Genomic DNA, 15,683 nt, shown 5'->3' with positions numbered 1-15,683 from the left:
GCAAATTTTTGACGCTGATCGCAACTAGACCCTTGCGGCGATTAATAGTGCCATAAATTTGCTGTTTAATATAAATAAGGCAGTACCTTTTACACTTAACGTTATGTTTACTTAAACTCAGAACGTTAAATCATAAACAACTTGAAAACTAACCAACCAATCACTGTATGCATAAACAGCTTATCATTATTGCTATGCTTTAGCTGTACCAGTTTCAGCTACTACACCATAGCATTAACCACAATTTTATAATGATCAATATAGATAAGTTGAGCCTTTTTACACATTTTTTTATCAATTTAACGATAAATGTTAATGCTTGTAGCGGTTTCTTAACGCTTGATGAGCCTGTGCCAAAAGGCATCGGCAAAGGTGCTTGCTAATACGCGTGGCCGAGTAAGATGAATTTCCAACGGGATATCCCAGGCTTCACCGAGTGCCCGAACCAGCGTTCCCTCCGCTATTTCCTGCTCCGCCAGGCTTTTAGGTATCCATGCCAAGCCCTTGTTTTCTATTACCATTGACATCAGTACCGCGGCTAGATGACTACTAAAGCGGGGAGTGAATATCCGGTCGCCTGCATGTTGCTTAAGCCAGTGATTTACCACGCGGCCCAGCCCCGACGCATCGGCATAGGCCAGATACGGCATCTCTTCCAGCGTCCGAGTGTTACCCATTTCTTTACCCATTAACGGAATCAGCGTGTCCTCGCCTATTTGGATACTTTCAAAATGCTCCGAAGAGAGCAAAGAAGGCACGGCGACATGGTGGTGGCTTAGTAAAAACTGGCTATCGCCACGCAGCAGCAACTGTTCACAGGCAGCCATGGTATCTGAATGCAGCCGTACCGCCTCCATGGGCGCGCCCTGCTCCAGGGTTCTTACCCAGCGCGGGAAGAACGTAAATGAAAGCGAATGCGTGGCCGCAAACTGCAGCGTCTTGGTCGCCTTGCCTTCAATTTCCTGGGCTTCAGCACGCAATCGGTAAAGCCGACCTATGGCTTCAAAGGCGCTCGCCTGAATATGCCGACCAGCAGGTGTCAGCGTAGTGCCTTGGGGGGTACGCACAAACAGGCTAACGCCCATCCACTGCTCTAGCGCGCGAATGCGTCGGCTAAACGCCGGCTGAGTGATATGACGAGCCTCGGCGGCGCGCACAAAGCTGCCGTGCTCGGCAAGGGCGGTAAAGTCTTCAAGCCAGACAAGTTCCATAGGGCAATGCCGTTTCAGCATGAGGTAACGCAGTAATAGCATTGGGCAGCGGCGCTTGTCACGCATAGGGTTAAGCTCTTAACCGTTTAAGGAGCTTGCCATGCGTATTGTGGATATTCGCGAGAAAACCGTTTCGATCGCCTCCCCGATTGCCAATGCCTATATCGATTTTTCCAAGATGACCTGTTCGGTGGTGGCCGTGGTCACCGATGTGATCCGCGATGGCAAGCCAGTGATTGGCTACGGCTTTAACTCCAACGGCCGCTACGGTCAGGGCGCGCTAATGCGTGACCGCTTTCTGGATAGAATCACCGAAGCCAACCCCGACACGCTGATCGACCAAGAGCGCGACAACCTGGACCCATTTGCCATCTGGGATACCCTGATGAAAAACGAAAAGCCCGGCGGCCACGGCGAGCGCTCGGTAGCCGTTGGCACCATCGACATGGCAGTGTGGGACGCGGTGGCCAAAATTGAAGGCAAACCGCTCTACCGGCTGCTTGCCGAGCGTTATCGCAATGGCCAAGCCGACGATAAAGTCTGGGTGTATGCCGCTGGCGGCTACTACTATCCCGGTAAAGACCACACCAAGCTGCAGGACGAAATGAAGAGCTACCTGGCGCGTGGCTACAACGTGGTAAAAATGAAGATTGGCGCCGCGCCGCTTGAGGAAGATATTCGGCGTATTGAAGCCGTGCTTGAAGTAGTCGGCGATGGCAGCCGTCTAGCGGTAGATGCCAACGGGCGCTTTGATCTAGAAACGGCCATTGCTTACGCCGAGGCGCTGAAACCGTATAACCTCTTCTGGTACGAAGAAGCCGGTGATCCGCTGGATTACGCACTTCAGGCGGAGCTTGCCAATCACTATGAGCTACCCATGGCGACCGGCGAAAACCTGTTTTCGCATCAGGATGCCCGCAACCTGCTGCGCCATGGCGGTATGCGTGCCGACCGTGACTTCGTACAGTTTGACTGCGCGCTCTCCTACGGCTTGGTGGAGTACATGCGCACGCTCAAGGTGATGGATGAACTTGGCTGGTCATCGCGCCGCGTGGTACCCCACGGTGGCCACCAGATGTCCCTTAACATCGCCGCTGGCCTGCACCTGGGCGGCAACGAATCCTACCCTGACGTATTCCAGCCGTTTGGGGGCTTTGCCGACGGCATTCAGGTTGAAAATGGCTACGTCGGCCTGCCGGACACCCCCGGCGTGGGCTTTGAAGCCAAATCCAAGCTGTATGCGGTGATGCGTGAGCTGGGCGAAGGTTAAGCTAGAATCCAAGCTCGCCTAGTCCACCAGCGCGGCCGCTTCATCAATCCCCACCGATACCAGACGCGAAACGCCGGGCTCCTGCATGGTGACCCCCATCAGACGCTCGGCGGCTTCCATGGCGATCTTGTTGTGGGTGATATAGATGAACTGGACGTTTTCCGACATCTCTTTCACGAGCTTCGCATAACGCCCCACGTTGGCATCATCCAGCGGTGCGTCGACCTCATCGAGCATACAGAACGGCGCGGGGTTGAGCTGGAAGATGGAGAACACCAATGAAAGCGCCGTGAGCGCCTTTTCACCACCGGAAAGCAGGTGAATCGTGCTGTTCTTCTTGCCCGGCGGGCGCGCCATGATCGCAACGCCGGTTTCCAACAGGTCGTCGCCGGTTAGCGTCAGCCAGGCAGCACCACCGCCAAACACGCGTGGGAAGAGTTCCTGCAAACCGCTATTCACCTGATCAAAGGTTTCCCGGAAGCGTACCCGCGTCTCCTGATCGATCCGCTTGATGGCTCGCTCCAGCGTTTCAAGCGCCTCGGTAAGCTCGGCGTGCTGGGCTTCGAGGTAGTTGCGCCGTTCGGCCTGCTGATCGTACTCCTCAATCGCTGCGAGGTTAATCGCGCCCAAACGGCGGATCTTCTCGCCGGTGCTTTCCAGTTTTTCCTGCCAGGTTTGCTCACTGGCATCGCTTTGCAGAGTCTCGGCCAAAGCTTCGGCGTCGTGGCCCAATTCAGCCAGATGCTCATCCTGGGTCGCCGCCTTCAGGGCCAGCGCCTGAACGTCCATGCGCCGCTGTTGAAGCTGCTCGCGGCTTTGTTCAAGATTGCGCTCGTGCTGCTGGCGGGCCAGTTCGTCGTTGCGCAATTGCTCCGCCAGTGACTGAGCCTGCTGACGGGTTTCGTTAAGCCTGCGCTCCTGCTGTTCGCGCTGATGGAGTAGCTCTTCAAGCTCTTCACCGGCCAGCTCATCCGGTTCAAGCAGCATTTCCCGCGACTCTTCGAGTTCTGCTATGCGTAGCGTCAAGCGCTCTTCGCTGTCGCTTGAGCGCGCCTGTTGGGAGCGCAGGCTATCGCGCTCAGCGGTTAAGCGTTCGCGCTCCAGGGCCAGCGTCTGCTGCTGAGTTTTCAGCGGCGCGTGCTCTCGGGTCAACCGTTCGCGCTGCTCGCGCTGACGGCCGCGCAGCTCGGTGGCTACTTCCCGCGCCTCTGAAGCCGCTTCCAGCGTTTCCATGGCGATATGCCAGCGGGCACGCTGCTCTTCCAAAGTAAGCGTTAACTCCGCCTCATCCTCTTGCAGTTGGCTAAGTTCGGCATCAAGTTCCGTGGCCCGGCCTTGCAGATGTTCAAGCTTCTGGGCGGCGCTGCGCTCTTTAATCGCCAGCTGTTGAAGGCTTGCCGCGTGGCTGCGTTCCTGCTCGGCCTGCTGCTCGCGGGCAAGCTCCAGCGCTTCGATCGCTTCACTGGTCGTCTCGCACTGCTCTTCAGCTAGCGCCAGGACTTCTTCATCCTGTTCGCGCTGGGCATCCAGCTCGTTAAACCGGCGGCGGGTCAGCAGCAGCCCATCGACGCCTTGACCGTTGGCCTGCTGATGCAGCCAGCCTCGCCCGTACCAGACGCCATCCCGGCTGACCACGCTTTGCCCCGGGGCGAGGCTTGGCGCAAGCTGCTCGGCTTCCGCGCCGGATTCAACGTAGTGAATACTCGCTAACCATTCACCCAGCGCACCGGCGCCGCTTACCAGTGAATCCAGATGCTGGCTGCCAGTTGAAACAGCGGGCGCTTTTTCATCGATCAGGCACCAGTCGGTCGCCAGGGCTTCCGGCAGCGCGGCAAGCTGATGGCTTGCCACAAGGCGGGCATTTAGCCAGGGGGCGAGCAACCAGGAAATGACCGTTTCCCAGCCGGGCGTGACGTTTAGCGTTTCACCCAGGCGCGGGGCATTACTCAACCCGTGGGTCGCCAGGGTTGCTTCGATATCCGGGTCATGGTCGGCCAGTGCAGCATCAATCAGCGCCTGGAGCGAGGCCAGCTCGCCCTGGCGCTGGCTCAAACTGGCGCGCTGGTCATCGCGGGTGCGTGTGGCCTGCTGATAGGCATTTTTGGCATCGCTGTACTGCTGCTGCCACTGTTCACGGGTTTTGGTGAAGGCTTCGGAGCGCTCTTCTGCTTCCGCCAGCTGGGCCTGAAACTGAGCGTGTTCTTCACGTAGCGCGCTAAGATCCGCTAAATCACCGCGCTGCTGGCGACGTCGCTGGCCTTCTGCCTGCAGGCGTTGAATGCGCTGCTCTAAATCGCGTAGCTGGTCCTGGCTGCGATCGGCCTCGCGGCTTGAGTCCCGCCAGCGGTTTTCGGCTTCAGACCACTGCTGCTCGGCGGCTTCCATGGCAGGGGTGGCATCGGCAAGCGCCTGCTCCAGGGCTTCCAGCTGCTCTTCCAGCGCTTCGTGTTCGGGCGAAAGCGCTTCAAAGCGCTCGTCGATAACGCTCAGGCGCTCGCGGTCGCCTTCGCTGACCCGGCGCTGTTCGTCCAACTCCCGCCGGGCGGTGGCGATGTCGTTAGCCAGCTGGGCCTCACGGCTACGCCGATGCGCCTGATCCTGCTCGAGTCTGGCGATGCGTGTGGTGGTTTCGAAAAACTGCTGCTGGTGGCGCTCAAGTACTTCGGCAAGCTCGTCATGCTGCTCGCGGGCCTGCTCCAGGCGGGTTTCACACTGACGTACGCCAAACACATCTTTTTCAACCGAGATTTCCAGCTCGCGAACCCGGCTCTCCTGCTGCGACTGCTCGGCGCGTAGAGTACGCCCACGCAGCAGCGCCAGCTCGCCTTTCAGCCGGTACTCCAGTTGTTTCAGCTCCTGATAGCGCTTAGCCGCCTCGGCCTGGCGCTTTAAGCGCTCAAGCTGTTTATCCAGCTCCTCGCGAATATCGTCCAAGCGCTCGAGGTTTTCTTGAGTCCGCCGCATGCGGTTTTCGGTTTCCCGGCGGCGCTCCTTGTATTTGGAAATGCCCGCGGCTTCCTCAAGTGTGGAGCGCAGGTCATCCGGGCGGGCTTCGATCAGCCTTGAAATCATGCCTTGGCCGATAATCGCGTAAGAGCGCGGGCCTAGACCGGTGCCCATAAACAGGTCGGCGATATCCCGCCGACGGCACTTCTGGCCATTGAAGAAGTAGTTGGACTGGCCGTCGCGGGTCACTAACCGTTTGACCACGATTTCCGCGTACTGGGCATACACGCCGCCCATGGTGCCGTCGCGGTTGTCGAACTTGAGCTCAATAGATGCCTGGCCCACCGGCTTGCGCCCGGTAGAGCCATTGAAGATAACGTCGGCCATGGACTCGCCACGCAGGGTTTTGGCGGAAGACTCGCCCATTACCCAGCGCACGGCATCGATGATATTGGATTTTCCGCAGCCGTTAGGGCCCACGATCGCGGTCATATTACCGTCGAAGGGCACCGTGACCGGGTCGACAAACGACTTGAACCCAACAAGGCGAATAGAGGTTAAGCGCATGCCGATCCTACAAAGAGTTTATTGATGAACATGAGGGGGTATTCAAAATACACGGTTAATCAAGACTTCGGCAGCGGTGTAGTGACTCAGGGCTTGACTACTCATCGACCGCAGCCTTCTCGGATACATCGGTCAGGCGTTCCTGGGCTGCGCGAATACCTTCACGTAGCGAGGCTGCCGTGTTGGGGTCTTCCACGGTTGCCAGCGCCCGGCGCCAGCGATCAATGGCACGGTTAAAGTCGCCGTTATCGTACGCGTGAATGCCCAATAAGCCTAATACCGTTGGTTGGCGCGGGTCCTGGGCCAGCGTTTCATCCACCAGGTACTGCACTTCTGCAGTCATTTCACGGTTCGCCATAAAAAAGCGAAGTTGCGCCAGCTGTGCCAGCAGCCCAGGGAGGCGGCCTTCAAGGGCGATCAGCCGCTCCAAAGCATCAACGGCTTTTTCCTGATGGCCCGTATCGCGATACAGCGGAAAAAGCATGGCCCACACGTTCGGGTTATTGGGCTGGAGCGACGCCTGCCCTTCTATTCGAGCGATATACGTATCCGCGGTGGCAGTAGGGTCGTTTTGGAGTGTCTGCTGAACTTCGTAGAGGGCAAGATCTCCTTCCGCGCCCTCTTCTAGATACCAAAACAGGCTTAGCACGGCAAAACCCACCGCAATCAAAGGCACCGCCAATCGACCCGCGCGGGGCGACTTTAGCGGCCGCATAGCCTGAGTATGCGTATCTTCGAGCAGGCTGCGCTCAAGCTCCAGGCGGCTCTCTTCAAACGCGGCGGTATTGATATCCCCGCGGCGATGAGCGGCTTCAAGCGATGCCAGGCGGCGCGTAAAGATCGCGACGTTTTGCTCGGCAGCCGTATCATTAGCTTCAAAGGCATGCTGTTCGGCGTAAAGCGCTCCCGCCTTACGCAGCGGAGCGAGTAAACAGACAATCGCCGGTAGCATTACCAGGGCCATGGCAATCCATAACAGTGTCATGACGACCTCCTGCGCTGAATCAAGGCGTCCAGGCGGGCACGCTCTTCAGCGCTCAGAGCCTTGGCCGAGGATTTACGCCGGGTGCGGATTATCAGCAGCAGAAGTACAAAGCCCAGGATACCCAACCCCACCGGCAGCCCCCACAGCAAATAGGTACGCTTCTCCAGGCGGGGGTTGTAAAGGATATAGTCGCCAAAGCGCTCCACCATGTGGCTTACAATTTCACTGTCCGAGCGCCCGTCTTGCAGCATTTGATACACCCGCTCACGCATATCGCCGGAAATCGGCGAGTCGGAATCGCCAATTGCCTGGTTCTCGCACAGCGGACAGCGCATGGAGGCAGTTAAGTCGTGATAGCGCTGCGCAAGCACCGGATCGTCAAACTCGCGTAGCTCGATCCCTCCGGCCGCTGCGCTTATCGAAAGAGCCAACAGAATGGCCGCTGTGACGATACGTATTAACGCCATTTGGCCACCTCCGGCAAAATGCGCTCTGAAACGTCTTGAGGCGAGATATAGCCTTTATGGTGGTAGCGGATAATCCCCTCGGCATCGACCAGGAAAGTTTCCGGGGCGCCATATACGCCCAGATCAAACCCCAGACTGCCTTCAGGGTCGAAGATATTCATCTCAAAAGGGTCGCCGTATTGGTTGAGAAAGCTCATGCCTTTCTCACGCGTATCGCGGTAGTTGACCCCGACCATACGGATACCCTGATCGGCGAGCTCCAATAGCTGCGGCATTTCCTGCTTGCACGCCGGGCACCACTCGCCCCACACGTTGACCAGCGTGACCTCACCTTTCAAGAGTGATTGATCGACCATTTGCTGCTCGTCACGCAGAGTAGTAGCTTCAAACGCTGGGAATTCCCGCGCCATCAACGCTGAGTCGCGCTGTGCCGGATCATGCTGCAGTCGCTGATACAGAAACAGCGCCACCAGTAGAAAACTCACGGGCAAGAGTAGTAGCAATAGCCGGCGGCTCATAGCGTGGCCTCCTGCGGCTCAGACTGACTAGGCGTAGCGGCTGAGGCTTTATTCGTCGCTTTTACACGGCGATAACGCTTATCCACAATCGCCAGCACACCGCCGAGCGCCATCAACAGGCCACCCAACCACAGCCAGCGTACAAAGGGTTTATATTGAATGCGCATGGCCCAGCTGCCGTCGTTCAGATCCTCACCCATGGCCACGTAAAGATCGCGAAACAGGCCAGCTCGCAGCGCCACCTGCGTCATGGGCATGCCGGTGGCTAGATAAAAGCGTTTTTCCGGGCGCATTAAAAAGCCGCGCTCAGAGTCGATATTTTGCACTTCAAGCACCGCCGTGTCGGCCAGAAAGTTGGCGCCCCGACGGCTGGTCAGTTCGGTCATGGTGAACTGATACCCGGCGACCTCGACTGTTGTGCCGGGTGCCATACGTATGGTGCGTTCACTGGCATAGTTGGAAACGACCGCCACCCCGACAATCGTTACGGCGATGCCCATATGGCCAAGCACCATGCCCCAGTAGGCCAGCGACAGCTTGCGTAATCCGGCCAACCGGCTGCGGGCGTGGCGGGTTTTATCGATTAAATCACGCCCCATCGGCAGCACAATCCAGAGTGCTGTCACAATGCCGAGCGACGCCCATAGGTTCCACTCACCGGTGTATATAAATGGCAGTAACACACCCAATACCAGCGCCACTGCCCCTGCAAGCCACAGTTTGCGCTTAAGCTCGCGGGCCTCCATGCTTTTCCAGCGGGCCATCGGCCCCAGGCCCATGAAGATGCACATCACCACGGTCAGCGGTACAAACAGGGCGTTAAAGTAAGGCGGCCCCACGCTGATTTTACCCAGGTTGAGCGAATCCAGAATCAGCGGGTAGAGGGTGCCCAGCAATATAGTCACGGTCATGATGACCAGCACGATATTGTTGATCAGCAGCAGCGCATCCCGTGAAAGCCAGCTGAAGCTAACCTGGTGGCTGACCCTGGGCGCGCGCAGAGCAAACACCAGCAGTGAAAGCGTCACCGTGACCGCCAGCAACACCAGGATAAACAAGCCGCGCGAGGGGTCATTGGCAAACGCGTGTACCGAGGTAAGTACGCCAGAGCGCACCAGAAAAGTACCCAGCAGTGACAGCGAAAAGGTAAAGATGGCCAGCAACACGGTCCAGCTTTTAAACGAGCCGCGCTTTTCAGTGACCGCCAGAGAGTGAATCAGCGCCGTGCCGGTCAGCCAGGGCAAAAGCGAAGCGTTCTCTACCGGGTCCCAAAACCACCAGCCGCCCCAGCCAAGTTCGTAGTAAGCCCACCAGCTGCCCAGCGCGATCCCTACGGTTAAAAAAGCCCAGGCAATATTGGACCAGGGGCGCGCCCAGCGGGTCCAGGCGGCGTCCAACCGTCCGCCCAAAAGCGCGGCAATCGCAAAGGCAAACACCACTGAAAATCCGACATAGCCCATATACAGCATCGGCGGATGAACAATCAGGCCAATATCTTGAAGCAGCGGGTTAAGATCCGCGCCATCGTGAGGCACGTTGGGTAAAAGCCGTTCAAAGGGATTGGAGGTCAGCAGGATAAAGAGTAAGAAGCCCAGGCTAACCAAACCCATGACGCCCTGCACTCGAGCCACCATATCGCGGGGCAGGCCACCGGAAAAGCGTGAGGCAGCATAGCCCCAGCCCGCCAGCATAAAGCTCCACAAAAGCACCGAGCCTTCGTGGTTGCCCCACACGGCGCTCATCTTGTAGTACCAGGGCAGCAGCGAGTTTGAGTTGTTGGCCACGTTGGTCACGCTGAAGTCATCCAGCAGGTAGCTTGTGGTCAGGCACACATACGCCAGCGCGATAAACAGAAACTGCCCCACCGCCATGGGGTGGCCATAAGCCATCCATAAAGGCCTTCGCGTCGTGGCCCCGGCTAATGGCATTACCGCCTGTACCGCAGCCATTAGCACGGCAATAATCAATGCGAAATGGCCAAGTTCAGGGATCATTTTTACCAACATCGGCGCTCCAACCTAGCACTGGCCCTAAGGCTTACGGCATTCATCAAGCATTTCCATTATGCATTCAGGCGCTTACTCATTCAGACGCTTGCTTATTCAGGCGCTTGCCCACTTCGGCGGCCTTCTCTTGATAATCGGCGGGTGAATAACCAGCGTCTTCCAAGGCCTGCGCCACCTCGGGTGGCATATAGTTTTCATCGTGGCGGGCAAGCACCTTATCCGCCACAAACCGCCCGTCGGCTTGAAGCTTGCCGACCACCACCACGCCCTGCCCCTCTCGAAATAAATCCGGCAGGATACCGTTGTAAGAGACGCCCAGCTCATCGACGTAGTCGGTAATCCGAAACTCGACATCCAGGCTTTGCGGGTCGCGAAATACCGAGCCCTCTTTGACCAGGCCCCCCGCGCGTATGGAGCGCTCAATAGGCGCATCGCCCTGGGCGATCTGCACCGGGCTGAAAAACAGATTGATGTTGGCACGTAACGCATAGAGCGTCAGCCCAATGGCAAGCCCGGCTAACACGATGCCGCCGAGGATGATCAACAGCTTTTGGCGACGTTTAGGTGTCATCGCTATGGCTCGCTTGAAGTGAGTTCGGCGCGGTACTGGTGCTTGGGAGCGGACGCGTTGTTTCACGCCGGGCCCGGCGCTTTAAATCACGGATCAGCAGGCGGCGCTCCATGCGTGCATGCCCAACGCTGGCAATCATTAATAGCGCCGTGACGCCCCAGGCGGCCCATACATAAGGCGCATGCCCTCCCATGGCCAAAAACGCCGAGAACGAGGAAAACGCCATCAGTGCGCCTCCTTGATCAAATCCATGACCCAGCGCTTATTGGCCTCACGGCGCAGGATTTCACTGCGCGTGCGCATCAGCGTCAGGGCGATAAAGAAGCAGTAGAAGCCTAGCACCATGATCAACAACGGCAACCACATTTCAGCGGGCATGGTCGGGCTTGAGGTTACCCTAAAGGTTGCAGGCTGATGCAGGGTAAACCACCAATCAACCGAATATTTGATAATCGGGATATTAATCACCCCGACCATGGCAAGCACCGAGGCGGCCCGCGAGCCGCTGTCACGGCTTGTAAAAGCACCGCGCAAGGCAATGACGCCCAAAAATAAAAACAGCAGAATCAACATCGAGGTAAGTCGCGCGTCCCACATCCACCAGGTGCCCCAGGTAGGTACGCCCCACACCGCGCCGGAGAATAGGGCGACAAACGTCATCACTGCCCCCAAAGGCGCCATAACGGTCGCTGCCATGTCGGCAATCTTGATCTTCCAGACCATAAACACCAGCGCCGCCGCGGCCATGGAGACAAAAATCGACTGCGCTAAAAAGGCTGCGGGCACGTGCACGTAAATGATTCGAAAACTATTGCCCTGCTGGTAATCCGCCGGCGCGAAGGCCAGCCCCCATAGCGTGCCGACAGCGATCAAAAGCAGCGAGACCGTCCAGAACCAGGGCTGTAATTTTCCACTCATTGAGTAGAACCATTTGGGGGAGCCCCACTTATGGATAAAGGTCCACATGGCGTGTCTTTCCTTAACCGTTAATGCTGATGCGTAGCGAAGCGGCTATCGCCCAGGGTGCCAGTAACAGGGACGCGGCTAAAAGTGCTCCCAACATCGCCAGATGGGCGGCAACGCCTTCACCAAGAAGGGCGGCCTGCACCGCGCCTACGCCAAAAATAAGCACCGGGATATACAGCGGCAGTATCAACAGCGACAGCAGCACGCCACCGCGGGCGATCCCCACCGTTAGCGCGGCCCCAATGGCACCAATCAAACTCAAACTGGCGCTGCCTATCGCCAGTGAAAGCGAAAGAACCGCGTAACTTCCGGCCGGTAGTGCCAGCATGATGCCGAGCAGCGGTGCCATCAGCGCAAGCGGTAGCCCGGTGAATAGCCAATGCGCGGCCACTTTGGCCAAGCTCAATATGGCCAGTGGTTGAGGCGCTAACAGCAGTTGCTCCAGGCTGCCATCGTCATAATCGGTGCGAAACAGGCTATCCAGAGACAGCAGCGCGGCTAAAAGCGCGGCCACCCATAAAAGCCCAGGGGCAATAAGCGCCAACATGTCGGGGTCGGGTGAAATACCGATAGGAAACAGCGTCACCACCAGTGCAAAAAATACCAGCGGATTGAGTAGCTCGCCGCGCCGCCGCAGCATCAGCGTTAAATCGCGCTCAAGCGTAGCTTTAAAGGCGATCCAAAGGCTGCCTTGAGCAGGCGCTTCGACAATCACGACGGCTGGCGCAGCGTTGGTGCGTTGCAACGACATCTTCTACCCCAACTGAACGCATCTGACGGTGGACGTTACCGCAAGCGCATGGTGCGTGGTCAATAAAACGCAGCCCCCCGCCTGAACGTGGGCCGCCAGCTGGGCTTCCAACGCCGTCACACCCTGGCGGTCAATGGCCGTAAATGGTTCATCCAGCACCCAGAGCGCACGCCGAGTAAGCGTTAAGCGAGCCAGGGCGACACGGCGTTGCTGACCCGCCGACAGCTGCCCAGCAACGACATCTTCAAAGCCGTTGAGACCCACCTTGGCTAACGCTTCCAAGCGCTGCTCTTCACTGCCTTTATCGCCATTGAGCGCTTGATACCAAGCTAAGTTTTCCAATGGCGAAAGCCCGGCCTTAACGCCGGGGGAATGACCTAGATAAAGCAGATTGGCAAGAAACTGCTCACGGGCTTTACGCAGTGGTGTGCTGTTCCAGTAAAGCTCGCCTTCATACTCGCCTAGTTGACCCGCCAAAATTTTAAGCAGCGTGGTTTTGCCACTGCCGTTGGGGCCTTCAATTCGCAGGATTTCTCCACTGCGAATCTTTAGATCGAGCCCTTCAAATAACCAGCGCCCATCGCGCTCGCAGGCTAATTGTCGTGCTTCCAGGCACAGGCTCAAACGTCTCTCCCAGCGCATTAATAATGGCCAAAACTCTACACGCAAAGCCGCTTTATCGCCAGCCAGGTACCGATTGCTTCAGCAATTAATCAAGCACGCTAACAATGTGAGCAAACCACACGGTTCATGATGAATTGACAAAAACAGCACTACCACTGTATGCAAAAACAGCTGTATACTGAAACCACTGTATGAAAACACATATTAATAAAGTCTGATTTACTACGACTCATGCCTAGGGAAAGGGCGCTGCATTGGAGAACCCAATATGAATATATCGATGTCAGCACCAACACCTGCTTGCCGTTCAGTATTAGGCGCGGGGCTTGGCGCTTCAAAAAGCACGTCCTCTGCACGTGCCGTGTCCGCTTCAGGCCGTATGAAAAGGCACAATACTTACGCGCTTAAAATACGCGGCAACCGACTGCGCGATTGCAACTTATTCGATGGGGATGTCATTATTATTCGGCGTTTTCAACGCGATGCCCATGAAGAAACCGCCGTTGCGCAGATCAACCAGCAGCAAGTCGCTTTAAAGCAGCTCTCTATCAGCCGCTTTGGAGTACATTTATGGCCTGCTGACGCCCAGGCGCCGGATCTCTTTTTGCACAATCGCGATATTCAAGTGTTAGGAATGGTAATGGGGGTGGCTCAGGATAACGCCCACCACCTGGCTACCGATTCTTATGGTCCCATGGAGCATTGATTGCGTTACCGAGTCCCGGATTTACCTGCCGCGCAGTGGCACACCGCTGAAATCGACGTCGAAAAGAGCCAGTTTCTGGCGTGGCTATGCCATGCGCCCGACGTTGGCGCTTTCGGTGCGCTGCTTGAGGCCGCCAGAGCCGCCCATCCCAATGCCAGCCACCACTGCACTGCCTATATAGCCGGGCCTCCCGGCGAGCAAACGTTGATTGGATTTTCGGATGATGGTGAGCCGGGCGGCACGGCGGGCAGGCCGATGTATCAGGTACTTCAGGGCAGCCAGCTGGGTGAAATTGGCTGCGTGGTAATTCGCTACTTTGGGGGCACCAAACTCGGCACCGGCGGCTTGGCTCGCGCCTATGCTCAAGCGGTCAGCCATGCGCTGGAAAGCCTGCCAACCCGTGAAGTGATCGAGCGAGACGCCTACGCGCTGCGCCTTACCTTTGCCAGCGAAGCCATTGCCCGCGCTTGGTGCGATGAGCAGATGATCCCCATTGAGCAGGTCGACTATGATGGCGAAGGCGTCAAGCTAACCATCGGCTGGCCTCGCGATCACACGTTCGACCTATCCCCGCTGGAAAACCGCTTAAAGTGCACCCTGGACGTTAGCCCGGTCACTACCCCCACTTTTTGATTCTATTCCAAGCCCACTATCCCCCAAATCTCCTCCAAAAAAAACGGCTTACGGAGTCAACCGTAAGCCGCGTAGCGAGTAATTACGTTTACACCCGCTGATCTATTTCCGATATGTCCCGGGCCTAGCTCCGCCCTATCCCAAATATTTAATCATGACCCCGGCAGCCACGGCAGAACCGATCACACCAGCCACGTTCGGGCCCATGGCATGCATCAGCAAGAAGTTATGCGGATTCGCTTCAAGCCCGACTTTATTGGCTACCCGCGCAGCCATGGGTACTGCCGATACGCCGGCGGCACCAATCAGTGGGTTAATCGGCATACGGCTCATCAGGTTCATTAGCTTCGCCATTAATACCCCGGCGGCCGTGCCAATTCCGAAGGCCACGATGCCCAACCCCAGAATACCCAAGGTTTCAACCGACAGAAAACTCTCGGCCATCAGCTTTGAGCCCACCGAAAGCCCCAGGATGATTGTTACGATATTGATCAACGCATTCTGAGCGGTATCGGAAAGCCGCTCGACCACGCCACACTCACGCATCAGGTTACCAAAGCAGAACATGCCGAGAAGCGGTGCGGCGTCGGGCAGGAACAGCGCCACAAGAATCAACAGCATCAGCGGGAAAACAATCTTTTCCAGCTTGGACACCGGACGCAGCTGCGTCATCTTGATCTGACGCTCTTTTTCGGTGGTCAACAGCCGCATGATGGGCGGCTGAATCAGCGGCACCAGCGCCATATACGCATAGGCCGCCACCGCGATCGCTCCCAACAGCTCAGGGGCAAGCATGCTTGCGACATAGATCGACGTTGGACCATCTGCCCCGCCGATAATCCCGATCGCGGCTGCCTGATTAAGCGAGAAATCCATTACGCCCATGGAGGTCAGCACAACGGCGCCAAACAGCGTGGCGAAAATACCAAACTGAGCAGCCGCGCCTAAAAACAGCGTGCGCGGATTGGCAAGGAGCGGCCCAAAATCGGTCATCGCGCCGACGCCCATAAAGATCAGCAGCGGCGCAATGCCCGAGGCAATGGCAACCGTATAGAAGTTATACAGCATGCCATTACTGTAACCGACGCTCGCGGCAACATCTTTGGCGGCACGCAATTGGTCCGGCGCTACGTCGCTATGAGCCAGCGCCTTGAGCGCTTCACGCCAGCCTTCAATACCGGCCAAAGGATCTAGCGCGACCCCGAGCGCTGCGCCAATCTGCTGAAGCACGGCAGGCTTGGCCACTTCAATGGCCTGATCCAGCGCTGAAATCGCAAGGCCGGCTTCGGGGATATTGGCAAGAATGCCCCCAAAGCCAATAGGCACCAGCAGCAGCGGCTCAAATTTCTTATGGATCGCCAAATAAAGCAGCAGTAGCCCGACCCCGATCATGACCGCCTGACCAAGCTCAAGATTATAAAGCCCAGAGCCTTCCCATAAGGTGATTAATTTTTCCATTCCC

15 protein-coding genes are annotated in these 15,683 nt (G+C 57.2%); 3 read left to right on the top strand and 12 right to left on the bottom strand.

The window, feature by feature from the left end:
• Positions 1 to 332 precede the first annotated feature (332 nt).
• Complete coding sequence (locus INT33_RS01030; RefSeq protein WP_192537378.1) at positions 333 to 1,211, bottom strand: LysR family transcriptional regulator; 879 nt, start codon at positions 1,209 to 1,211, stop codon at positions 333 to 335.
• 100 nt (positions 1,212 to 1,311) lie between these two features.
• Between INT33_RS01030 and INT33_RS01025 the strand changes: the two genes are divergently transcribed.
• Positions 1,312 to 2,481: a mandelate racemase/muconate lactonizing enzyme family protein gene (locus tag INT33_RS01025; RefSeq protein WP_192537379.1), complete on the top strand. Its 1,170-nt coding sequence runs from the start codon at positions 1,312 to 1,314 to the stop codon at positions 2,479 to 2,481.
• Positions 2,482 to 2,499: 18 nt separating this feature from the next.
• Here INT33_RS01025 and smc read toward each other — a convergent pair whose 3' ends face one another.
• The 10 genes from smc to ccmA all read right to left on the bottom strand — a co-directional run bounded on the left by smc (position 2,500) and on the right by ccmA (position 12,882).
• Positions 2,500 to 5,994 carry a chromosome segregation protein SMC gene (gene smc, locus INT33_RS01020; RefSeq protein ID WP_192537380.1) on the bottom strand — a complete coding sequence of 1,165 codons (3,495 nt, stop codon included), beginning with the start codon at positions 5,992 to 5,994 and terminating at the stop codon, positions 2,500 to 2,502.
• A gap of 97 nt (positions 5,995 to 6,091) precedes the next feature.
• Positions 6,092 to 6,979, bottom strand: a complete 888-nt coding sequence (gene ccmI, locus INT33_RS01015) for a c-type cytochrome biogenesis protein CcmI (protein ID WP_192537381.1) — start codon at positions 6,977 to 6,979, stop codon at positions 6,092 to 6,094.
• A complete protein-coding gene (locus INT33_RS01010) occupies positions 6,976 to 7,446 on the bottom strand; it encodes a cytochrome c-type biogenesis protein (protein ID WP_192537382.1) in 471 nt (156 codons plus the stop codon). The genes ccmI and INT33_RS01010 overlap by 4 nt, the downstream gene beginning before the upstream one ends.
• On the bottom strand, positions 7,437 to 7,964 hold the full coding sequence (locus INT33_RS01005; protein ID WP_192537383.1) for a DsbE family thiol:disulfide interchange protein: 528 nt from the start codon (positions 7,962 to 7,964) through the stop codon (positions 7,437 to 7,439). The genes INT33_RS01010 and INT33_RS01005 overlap by 10 nt, the downstream gene beginning before the upstream one ends.
• On the bottom strand, positions 7,961 to 9,970 hold the full coding sequence (locus tag INT33_RS01000; RefSeq protein WP_193090937.1) for a heme lyase CcmF/NrfE family subunit: 2,010 nt from the start codon (positions 9,968 to 9,970) through the stop codon (positions 7,961 to 7,963). Before INT33_RS01000 ends, INT33_RS01005 begins: the two co-directional genes overlap by 4 nt.
• A 76-nt stretch (positions 9,971 to 10,046) precedes the next feature.
• On the bottom strand, positions 10,047 to 10,541 hold the full coding sequence (ccmE, locus tag INT33_RS00995) for a cytochrome c maturation protein CcmE (protein WP_192537385.1): 495 nt from the start codon (positions 10,539 to 10,541) through the stop codon (positions 10,047 to 10,049).
• Positions 10,531 to 10,767, bottom strand: a complete 237-nt coding sequence (ccmD, locus tag INT33_RS00990) for a heme exporter protein CcmD (protein WP_192537386.1) — start codon at positions 10,765 to 10,767, stop codon at positions 10,531 to 10,533. Before ccmD ends, ccmE begins: the two co-directional genes overlap by 11 nt.
• Positions 10,767 to 11,507, bottom strand: a complete 741-nt coding sequence (locus INT33_RS00985) for a heme ABC transporter permease (protein WP_192537387.1) — start codon at positions 11,505 to 11,507, stop codon at positions 10,767 to 10,769. The genes ccmD and INT33_RS00985 overlap by 1 nt, the downstream gene beginning before the upstream one ends.
• Before the next feature lie 13 nt (positions 11,508 to 11,520).
• The gene (ccmB, locus tag INT33_RS00980; RefSeq protein WP_192537388.1) at positions 11,521 to 12,258 is read right to left on the bottom strand and encodes a heme exporter protein CcmB; all 738 of its coding nucleotides are present in this window, start codon (positions 12,256 to 12,258) and stop codon (positions 11,521 to 11,523) included.
• A gap of 3 nt (positions 12,259 to 12,261) precedes the next feature.
• Entirely contained in the window at positions 12,262 to 12,882 is a 621-nt protein-coding gene (gene ccmA, locus INT33_RS00975; protein WP_192537389.1) for a cytochrome c biogenesis heme-transporting ATPase CcmA, read from the bottom strand.
• A 268-nt stretch (positions 12,883 to 13,150) separates the two neighbouring features.
• Here ccmA and INT33_RS00970 point away from each other — a divergent pair, with 268 nt between their 5' ends.
• Complete coding sequence (locus INT33_RS00970; protein WP_018918031.1) at positions 13,151 to 13,588, top strand: LexA family protein; 438 nt, start codon at positions 13,151 to 13,153, stop codon at positions 13,586 to 13,588.
• Positions 13,589 to 14,221, top strand: a complete 633-nt coding sequence (locus INT33_RS00965; RefSeq protein ID WP_192537390.1) for an IMPACT family protein — start codon at positions 13,589 to 13,591, stop codon at positions 14,219 to 14,221. It begins immediately after the preceding gene.
• 135 nt (positions 14,222 to 14,356) lie between these two features.
• Here the strand turns inward: INT33_RS00965 and INT33_RS00960 are convergent, their stop codons facing one another.
• Positions 14,357 to 15,679, bottom strand: a complete 1,323-nt coding sequence (locus INT33_RS00960; RefSeq protein ID WP_192537391.1) for a sodium ion-translocating decarboxylase subunit beta — start codon at positions 15,677 to 15,679, stop codon at positions 14,357 to 14,359.
• Between the last annotated feature and the right edge of the window lie 4 nt (positions 15,680 to 15,683).

The sequence above is a fragment of the Halomonas colorata genome (assembly GCF_014897985.1).
GTDB lineage: Bacteria > Pseudomonadota > Gammaproteobacteria > Pseudomonadales > Halomonadaceae > Vreelandella > Vreelandella colorata.
The sequence above is the reverse complement of the archived record's forward strand: the minus strand, read 5'-3'. Positions and strand labels throughout refer to the sequence as shown.

Bases quoted from the DNA above. Each gene is read 5' to 3' on its own strand.
- ccmE (WP_192537385.1), bottom strand. From the start codon at position 10,541: ATGACACCTAAACGTCGCCAAAAGCTGTTGATCATCCTCGGCGGCATC.
- INT33_RS00985 (WP_192537387.1), bottom strand. From the start codon at position 11,507: ATGTGGACCTTTATCCATAAGTGGGGCTCCCCCAAATGGTTCTACTCA.
- smc (WP_192537380.1), bottom strand. From the start codon at position 5,994: ATGCGCTTAACCTCTATTCGCCTTGTTGGGTTCAAGTCGTTTGTCGAC.
- ccmI (WP_192537381.1), bottom strand. From the start codon at position 6,979: ATGACACTGTTATGGATTGCCATGGCCCTGGTAATGCTACCGGCGATT.
- INT33_RS01025 (WP_192537379.1), top strand. From the start codon at position 1,312: ATGCGTATTGTGGATATTCGCGAGAAAACCGTTTCGATCGCCTCCCCG.
- INT33_RS01030 (WP_192537378.1), bottom strand. From the start codon at position 1,211: ATGGAACTTGTCTGGCTTGAAGACTTTACCGCCCTTGCCGAGCACGGC.
- ccmD (WP_192537386.1), bottom strand. From the start codon at position 10,767: ATGGCGTTTTCCTCGTTCTCGGCGTTTTTGGCCATGGGAGGGCATGCG.
- ccmB (WP_192537388.1), bottom strand. From the start codon at position 12,258: ATGTCGTTGCAACGCACCAACGCTGCGCCAGCCGTCGTGATTGTCGAA.
- INT33_RS01005 (WP_192537383.1), bottom strand. From the start codon at position 7,964: ATGAGCCGCCGGCTATTGCTACTACTCTTGCCCGTGAGTTTTCTACTG.
- INT33_RS01000 (WP_193090937.1), bottom strand. From the start codon at position 9,970: ATGTTGGTAAAAATGATCCCTGAACTTGGCCATTTCGCATTGATTATT.
- INT33_RS01010 (WP_192537382.1), bottom strand. From the start codon at position 7,446: ATGGCGTTAATACGTATCGTCACAGCGGCCATTCTGTTGGCTCTTTCG.
- INT33_RS00960 (WP_192537391.1), bottom strand. From the start codon at position 15,679: ATGGAAAAATTAATCACCTTATGGGAAGGCTCTGGGCTTTATAATCTT.
- INT33_RS00970 (WP_018918031.1), top strand. From the start codon at position 13,151: ATGAATATATCGATGTCAGCACCAACACCTGCTTGCCGTTCAGTATTA.